This window comes from Nostocoides australiense Ben110, from assembly GCF_001050535.1.
Taxonomy (GTDB): Bacteria; Actinomycetota; Actinomycetes; order Actinomycetales; family Dermatophilaceae; genus Nostocoides_A; species Nostocoides_A australiense.
The window spans coordinates 3494218-3501382 of record NZ_HG764815.1 but is presented as its reverse complement, the minus strand read 5'-3'; the positions used below and the strand labels follow the sequence as shown (position 1 = coordinate 3501382).

The 7165-nt window shown below is 69.9% G+C and carries 9 protein-coding genes and 1 pseudogene; 5 read left to right on the top strand and 5 right to left on the bottom strand.

Features of this window, described 5'->3' with window-relative positions:
* The 3 genes and pseudogenes from BN11_RS17090 to BN11_RS17080 all read right to left on the bottom strand — a co-directional run.
* A pseudogene (locus tag BN11_RS17090) lies at window positions 1-470 on the bottom strand (1-deoxy-D-xylulose-5-phosphate reductoisomerase); the annotation flags it as partial.
* A gap of 51 nt (window positions 471-521) precedes the next feature.
* Window positions 522-887: a barstar family protein gene (locus BN11_RS17085; RefSeq protein ID WP_083433840.1), complete on the bottom strand. Its 366-nt coding sequence runs from the start codon at window positions 885-887 to the stop codon at window positions 522-524.
* Complete coding sequence (locus BN11_RS17080) at window positions 884-1417, bottom strand: ribonuclease domain-containing protein (protein WP_048699531.1); 534 nt, start codon at window positions 1415-1417, stop codon at window positions 884-886. The genes BN11_RS17085 and BN11_RS17080 overlap by 4 nt, the downstream gene beginning before the upstream one ends.
* Window positions 1418-1470: 53 nt before the next feature.
* Between BN11_RS17080 and BN11_RS17075 the strand changes: the two genes are divergently transcribed.
* From BN11_RS17075 to BN11_RS26195, 4 genes are all read left to right on the top strand, one after another.
* Window positions 1471-2703, top strand: a complete 1233-nt coding sequence (locus BN11_RS17075) for a DUF4921 family protein (RefSeq protein ID WP_053084158.1) — start codon at window positions 1471-1473, stop codon at window positions 2701-2703.
* Window positions 2704-2900: 197 nt separating this feature from the next.
* Entirely contained in the window at window positions 2901-3344 is a 444-nt protein-coding gene (locus tag BN11_RS17070) for an aminotransferase class V-fold PLP-dependent enzyme (RefSeq protein WP_048699529.1), read from the top strand.
* A gap of 132 nt (window positions 3345-3476) precedes the next feature.
* Window positions 3477-4127, top strand: a complete 651-nt coding sequence (locus tag BN11_RS17065; protein WP_083433839.1) for a DUF6891 domain-containing protein — start codon at window positions 3477-3479, stop codon at window positions 4125-4127.
* The gene (locus tag BN11_RS26195) at window positions 4100-4183 is read left to right on the top strand and encodes a hypothetical protein (protein WP_407668007.1); all 84 of its coding nucleotides are present in this window, start codon (window positions 4100-4102) and stop codon (window positions 4181-4183) included. Before BN11_RS17065 ends, BN11_RS26195 begins: the two co-directional genes overlap by 28 nt.
* A 50-nt stretch (window positions 4184-4233) precedes the next feature.
* On the opposite strand, the gene BN11_RS17060 is transcribed toward BN11_RS26195, so the two are convergent.
* The gene (locus BN11_RS17060) at window positions 4234-4842 is read right to left on the bottom strand and encodes a TetR/AcrR family transcriptional regulator (protein ID WP_048701827.1); all 609 of its coding nucleotides are present in this window, start codon (window positions 4840-4842) and stop codon (window positions 4234-4236) included.
* A gap of 72 nt (window positions 4843-4914) precedes the next feature.
* Here BN11_RS17060 and BN11_RS17055 point away from each other — a divergent pair, with 72 nt between their 5' ends.
* A complete protein-coding gene (locus tag BN11_RS17055; RefSeq protein WP_048699528.1) occupies window positions 4915-5454 on the top strand; it encodes a gluconokinase in 540 nt (179 codons plus the stop codon).
* Between the two features lie 171 nt (window positions 5455-5625).
* Here the strand turns inward: BN11_RS17055 and BN11_RS17050 are convergent, their stop codons facing one another.
* Window positions 5626-7089 (bottom strand): NAD-dependent succinate-semialdehyde dehydrogenase, encoded by a 1464-nt coding sequence (locus BN11_RS17050; protein WP_048699527.1) that lies wholly within the window; start codon window positions 7087-7089, stop codon window positions 5626-5628.
* Window positions 7090-7165 lie beyond the last annotated feature (76 nt).

Genomic DNA, 7165 nt, shown 5'->3' with positions numbered 1-7165 from the left:
ACGAGCTGGCCGGGCGCGGCGGCGGCCTTGACCAGGGGGCCGCCGATGATGAGGGATTCCTTGTTGGCCAGGGCGAGGGTGGACCCGGACTCCAGCGCCGCGAGGGTGGGGCGCAGGCCGATCGACCCGGTGATCCCGTTGAGGACGACGTCGGCGCCGGACGCCGCGACGCGGGTCGCCGCGTCCGCTCCCGTGATGACCTCCGGACGGTATGCCGCACGGTCACCTGCTGCGCTCACGCGCGCGGCGATCGCCGCGCGGATGGCGTCGGGGTCGCCGGTTGCCGCAGCGACGAGCGCCGGCCGGAACGTCGCAGCCTGCTCGGCGAGCAGGCCGACATTGCCTCCGGCACTGAGGGCGGCGACGGTGAAGCGTTCGCGATTGCGGGCGATCACGTCCAGGGCCTGGGTGCCGATGGAGCCGGTCGAGCCGAGCAGGGCAACAGAGCGGGTGGTGGTCACGCTCGCCATTCTCCCCGTCTCTCGACATTCTCACCGTCTCTCGGCGGTCGAGGACGCCTCTCAGCGGTCGAGCACGGTCACGTGCAGCTGGCCGGCGTCCGCGGCGACGTCCGCGAGCACGCCGACGATGCCGTCGTAAGCCGCCGGGTCGCCGGCTCGCAGCGCACCGGCGGCGTCCCAGACGAGCGCCCAATCGTCCGGACGGTCCGTGGCGACCTGGCGCAGGCAGTCGTACAGCGCGTCGAGATTGCCGCCGAAGTAGTCGGGGAAGTCGAGAATCTCGGCGAACAGCCGGAGCGACTCGGCCTTGTCCACACCTGCCGGCACGACGCTCACGGCGCGCCCCGCGGCATACTCCTCGCGCATCACCGCGACAATGCTGGCATCCGGCCCGAGGCGACGAACGGCGTTGACGGACATGGTCATTCACCCTCCAGGATCTGCCGGAAGCTGTCGTAGTGGTCGTCGGTGTAGTAGCGGTCGCCCTTGGCTCCGCCGATGATGCGTCGGGCGCCGCGGTCGTCCGAGCCGGGCGTCTCGACCGTGTACTCGCGGTAGTAGCCACGAGGTTGCTGCTGCAGGATACGCTCCCGGTTCTCGAAGACCCCGTCGTCCTCCGAATAGGGGTAGGGGCCGCCGGCCCGGATGAGGGCCAGGGTGTCGCGGCCCTGTGCGGGCAGCTGCGACTCGGCAATCGTGTCCAGCCCGGAGACCGGCGTGACCGGGGCGATGACGGGGTCCTTGGGCCCTGGTCCGGTCGTCGGGGCCGTCGGGAGCTTCGGCGTCGTCGCCTCGCCGCCACCGGTCGCGATGGCACTGGTCGTCACGCCGCCGCTCGTCACGCCGCTGGTGGTCGCGCCGCCGGGCTCGCCACCTCGGCCCACCGCCCACCACACCAAAGCAATGCACACCGCGACGCCGAGCAGCATGAGCAACTGCCGGTCGGCCTTCTTCATCGGCAATCCTTGGGTTCGAGGGGGTCGTTCGGGCTGCCTTTAGTGTGGGGCATGTGACAAGCGCGCTCACCCGCCTGGCCGACGGCACGGTCAAGCAGATCAACGTCTTCACCGGCACGGAGGTGTGGACCGTCCCGGGCCGGGCGCACCGCCCACTCGTGCAGGAGGAGCGGGCCAAGCACCCGATCCGGGCGTCCCAGGCCCGATCGCTGTGCGCGTTCTGCGAGACCCGGCGCCTCGAGACGCCCCCGGAGAAGGCGCGATTCGTCCGCGCCGGCGGCGGCTGGGAGGTACTCCGCGGCATACCGGCTGAGGAGGTCGACGCGACGCAGGCCGAGTTCCGGCTCGTGCCGAACCTGTTCGAGATCGTCTCCCTCGACTACTGGCGCATCAACCACGGCTTCGTCCTGCCACCCGCCGAGACCGCCCGCCGCCGGGCCTACCTCGCCACCCCCGGCGGACGGGCGCACCTGCACCGGCTCGTCGATGCCCACCGCCCGCAGCTCGCCGCGGGCGGGGACGAGGCGATCGTCGAAAGCAGCCTGTTCGGCGGGTTCCACGACGTCGTCATCGCCCGTCGCCACCTCGTCGACCGGGCCCGGTATGACGACCAGCTCGCCTCCTCCGGCCGGCTGACCCCCGAGGAGCACGAGCGCTACCTCGCGTTCACCTTCGAGGCGGCCCGAAACCTCTACGCCGCCAACCCCTTCGCGCGCGAGGTCGTGATCTTCCAGAACTGGCTACGCCCGGCCGGGGCCTCCTTCGACCACCTCCACAAGCAACTGGTCACCGTCGACGAGCTCGGCGCCTCTCGGGTCGCCGACATCGAACACCTGGGCCGCAACCCGCACCTGCTGGCCGACTATCACGGCGTCCTCGCGGGCAACGGCCTCATCCTCGCCGAAACGGACAGCGCCCAGCTCGTCGCGGGCGTCGGCCACCGGTTCCCCAGCCTCGAGGTGTGGAACCTGCGGCGCGAAAGCGATCCGTGGAATATCGCCGACGACGAACTGGCCGACCTGTCCGCGCTCGTGCACGCCGGCCACGTCGCCATGGGGGCGCGGCTGCCCGCCAACGAGGAATGGCATTACCGCCCGCCCACGATGCGCGAGCACTTGCCGGTCCGCGTCATCCTCAAGTGGCGCATCTCCAATCCGGCCGGCTTCGAGGGCGGCTCGGGCATCTACATCAACACCATCGACCCGTGGACAGTCGCCGAGCGCACGCGACACGAGCTGGCGGCCAAGGCACACCGGCTCTCGACGCGGGTGCGCCTCCTCGGCTGAAATGTCCGACATGACTCCCGAGTCGCCCCCGCTGCCGTTCACCACCGCCGAACTGGCGGCCATCCGCGCCCTGTGGCCCCTCGATCCCGGCCGCGCCTTCACCAACCACGGCTCCTACGGCGCGGTCCCCCAGCCCGTCCTCGATGCCGTCGCCGCCCTTGCGGCGCGGATCGCCCACAACCCCAACGCCTTTCGACGTGGCCGCGATCGCCCGGCTGCGACCGCTGGTCGTCTCCTGGCGGGAGGAGGAGGGTTATCCCACCGCCGTGACCTATCAGGGCACCAGCAATGTCACGAGCTGGCTCGCGGCGCCGGCGGCCATCGCCCTTCACGAGGAGTTGGGGTGGGAGCGGGTGCGGGCGCACGGCATACGACTCGCGGAGCAGGGCGGACAGATCGTCGCCGACGCACTCGGGACCAAGCCCATCCCCGGCGACCCGGTGCCGATGCGGCTGGTCCCGTTCGAGTGCGAGGAACGGTTCGCCGCGATGGCGGCGATCCGCGAGGCGCACCCGGTCGAACTGGCGATCACCGAGTACGCGGGAGACCACTTCGTGCGCGTCAGCGCCCACCTGTACAACACACGCGAGGACTACGTCGCCCTCGCGCGGGCGTGCGCCGCCTATGTCACGCACAACTGAGAGACCAACAAAACGGAGAGCCCACACGACGGAGAGCCCACACGACTGGGGGCCGCTCAGAACTGAGCACACCATCAGAACTGAGCACACCACAGACTGGGCCGACCCGCGCGGTAGTGGGAAGGTAACGGCATGGGGATTTTCGAGGCATTGCGCGGCCGCGGCGAGGAGGCGGAGAGCATGCCAGGCACCGCGGGTCTGGCGTCCGACCCGGCCGACGAGGTGACCGACGCCGAACTGCGCGACCGGGCTGCCGATTACGTGTTGCCCGGCTTCCTCGACCGTGAGGAGGCGACGGTCGCGCTGCGGGACTACTTCGAACTGGCCGACGACGACCCCCGGCCCGGTCAGGTCATCGACCAGCTGTGGGCGGCGCGGCTGGCGGAACAGGAGACGTGGACCGAGCGCAGCGACTATCAGCGTCTGGAATCCGCCTTCGACCGCCTCGGCAGCGAGGGGGTGCTGACGCGGACGAACTTCACGTGCTGCCAGAACTGCGGCACGACCGAGATCGACGACGAGCGCACGCCGGCTCCGGCTGCGGACTATCCGTGGCGCGAGTGGGCCTACGCCTTCTTCCACCAGCAGGACGCCGAACGCCTTGCCGAGGGGCCGACCGTGCTGATGCTCTCCTTCAGCGCGTTCCGCCCCGCCGCTGACCTGGACCCCGAACTGCTGGCGGCGGCCGCCGCCGGCGACGACGGCGCCCGGCGCAAGGTTGCGTCGGGACCGACCGCCGCGTCGGCGAACTCGTTGTGGGGACCCTCCGCGACGCCGGTCTGACGGTCGACTGGAACGGCGATCCGCGCACTCGGATTGCGGTGCGGATCGAGGATTGACGCAAGCCGCTGGAGGTGTGATCAAGGCGGGCGATATCGACGGGACTGGTTCAGCGGCCGAGCAGCCCCGCGATCGTGGTGTCGACGGTCCGTTCGGCGAGCGTCATCAGCGAGTCGGTGTCCTTGCCACGCAATGGTCCTCGCAGCGCCAGTTCGGCGAATCCGTGCACCGCGGCGAAACACGGCCATTCGGCGCCCGCTCGATCCGCTGGTGCGAGGCTCGCGGTCGTGACGAGCGCGTCCAGGGCGGTCTCGAGCGCGACGAAGGGCGCGGGCCATGCGGTATCGCCGAACGCGCGTTGCGCATCACCCTCTCCGAAGAAGGCGACGGAGAACCAGCCCGGCTCGGTCAGGGCGAAGCGGATGTAGCCGAGGCCGACGGCCCGGAGCATGGCGATCGCAGTCTCCGTGGTGTCGGCTTCCTGGTCCATGGTCCCCATCCCGGCGGCCATCCGCTGCTGGATCGCGACCCGCACGGCCTGAAGGAGCGCTGCCCTGTCGGCGAAGTGCCGGTATGCCGCATTGGGACTCACTCCGGCCCGCCGGGTGGCCTCGCGCACCGTCAGGGCTGCCGGACCGCCGGCCCGGGTCAGGTCCAGTCCCGCGGCGATGAGGGCGTCTCGCAGGTCGCCGTGGTGATAGGGACGGATCTCCGACACGGTCTCGTCATCCTCAGGGCTCGACGTGTATACGCCGTCAACATATCCCACCGATCCGCTAGAGTCGCACGGATGGAGCCCGACGTCGTGATCGTCGTGGGAGTCTCCGGCACGGGCAAGACCACCGTGGCCACGGGGATTTCGACCCGGATGGGGTGGACCTTCGCCGAGGGCGACGCCTTCCACCCCCAAGCGAATGTCGACAAGATGCGCGCCGGAGTGCCGTTGACCGACGAGGATCGCGCGCCCTGGCTGCGGCGCATCGGGGATTGGATCAGCGAGCAGGTCGCCGAGGGCGAGAGCTGTGTCGTGACCTGCTCGGCGTTGAAACGGGATTATCGCGACGTGCTTCGAGAGGGCCGCCCGCAGGTGCGCTTCCTGCACTTGCACGATGACATGGAACTGATCGCAGCGCGAATGGCAGCGCGCAAGGATCACTTCATGCCGCCGACCCTGCTGCCGAGCCAGTTCGCGACGCTTCAGATGCTCGGCCCGGACGAGCCAGGCGTCGTGGTGACGGTCCGCGACGATGTGCCCACCGTCATCCGCAACTCCATGACAGCCCTCGGGCTGACCCCTCCCGACCCCGCAGGCGAAGAAGTCCTTGCATGAGTCCGGCGGGCGGACCGTTCGCCGTCCCACTCCGGCATTTGATCCGCTGAGTCACGCAGCCGAAGCACGACTTAGCAGAGGTTGGTCAAATCTGCACAGCTCCCTAGCTGTGCTGATTTGACTAGCCTCTGCTAGCAGAGGTTACGCGGCGGCGGCGCGGATTCCGCTGCGCTACAAGGCGATTCCGACGTACTTGGTTTCGAGGTACTCCTCGATGCCCTCGAATCCGCCCTCCCGGCCGAAGCCGGAGTGCTTGACGCCGCCGAAGGGGGCGGCGGGGTTGGAGACGATGCCCTGGTTGATCCCGACCATGCCGAACTCCAGCGCTTCGGCGACTCGGATGGCGCGGGAGAGGTCCTTGGTGAAGACGTAGCCGACGAGGCCGTATTCGGTGGCGTTGGCCTTGGCGATGGCGTCGGCTTCGGTGGTGAAAGTGCAGATGGGTGCGACCGGGCCGAAGATCTCCTCCGTCATGCAGCGCGCGCCGGCGGGCACATCCGTCAGCACGGTCGGGGCATAGAAGAAGCCCTTGCCGGCGACCGGTGCACCCCCGGTCAGTGCGCGGGCGCCCTTGGCCACGGCGTCCTGGACGAGCTCGTCGACGCCGTCGCGGGCCTTGGCCGTGATCAGCGGGCCGACGTCGATGCCCTTGACCGTGCCCTTGCCCACGGTGAGAGCCCCCATGGCGGCGGCGAACTTCGACGCGAACTCCTCGGCGACCGAGGTGTGCACGAAGAAGCGGTTGGCCGCCGTGCACGCCTCCCCGATATTGCGCATCTTGGCCAGCATGGCCCCCTGCACCGCCGCGTCGACGTCCGCGTCCTCGAAGACGACGAACGGTGCGTTCCCGCCGAGTTCCATCGACAGCCGCAGCAGCTGTTCCGAGGACTGCTCGACGAGCTTCTTGCCCACCGGCGTCGAGCCGGTGAAGGTCAGCTTGCGCACCCGCGGGTCCCGGATGAGCGGCTCCATGACAGCGCCCGAATGGCTCGTCGTGACGACATTGAGGACCCCCTTGGGCAGCCCCAGATCGTCGAGCAGCTGCGCCAGGGCAAGCATCGACAACGGCGTCTCGTGCGCCGGTTTGACGACCATCGTGCAACCAGCGGCGAGGGCGGGGCCGATCTTGCGCGTGCCCATCGCCAGCGGGAAGTTCCACGGCGTGATCATCAGCGTCGGCCCGACGGGCTGCTTCATCGTGACCAGGCGGGTCGCACCGTTGGGGGCCACGGCATACCGCCCGTGAATGCGCACCGCCTCCTCCGAGAACCAGCGGAAGAACTCGGCGCCGTAGGTCACCTCGCCGCGCGCCTCGGCGAGCGGCTTGCCCATCTCGAGCGTCATGAGGAGGGCGAACTCCTCGGCCCGCTCGGTGAGCTTCTCGTATGCCGCCCGCAACAGTTCGCCGCGGTCGCGCGGGGGCACCCTGGCCCAATCCGCTTGCGCGGCAACGGCAGCGTCGAGCGCCGCTAGTCCGTCTGCCGGCGACCCGTCGGCGACCTGGGTGAGCACACGGCCCGTTGCCGGGTCGTGCACGTCAAGCGTTGCGCCGCCCTCGGCCGGGCGCCAGTCACCTCCGATGAAGAGGGAGGTCGGGACGGATTCGAGCAGTGCTTTCTGCGACGGTGCAGCCATACCTGCGATCGTATGCCGTCGCCCCCCGCGCGCACACCCGCCCGCGTGGTCAGTGGCTGGGGGGGGGGGGGGGGGG

Bases quoted from the DNA above. Each gene is read 5' to 3' on its own strand.
- BN11_RS17085 (WP_083433840.1), bottom strand. From the start codon at position 887: ATGACCATGTCCGTCAACGCCGTTCGTCGCCTCGGGCCGGATGCCAGC.
- BN11_RS17080 (WP_048699531.1), bottom strand. From the start codon at position 1,417: ATGAAGAAGGCCGACCGGCAGTTGCTCATGCTGCTCGGCGTCGCGGTG.
- BN11_RS17065 (WP_083433839.1), top strand. From the start codon at position 3,477: ATGGGGATTTTCGAGGCATTGCGCGGCCGCGGCGAGGAGGCGGAGAGC.
- BN11_RS17055 (WP_048699528.1), top strand. From the start codon at position 4,915: ATGGAGCCCGACGTCGTGATCGTCGTGGGAGTCTCCGGCACGGGCAAG.
- BN11_RS17050 (WP_048699527.1), bottom strand. From the start codon at position 7,089: ATGGCTGCACCGTCGCAGAAAGCACTGCTCGAATCCGTCCCGACCTCC.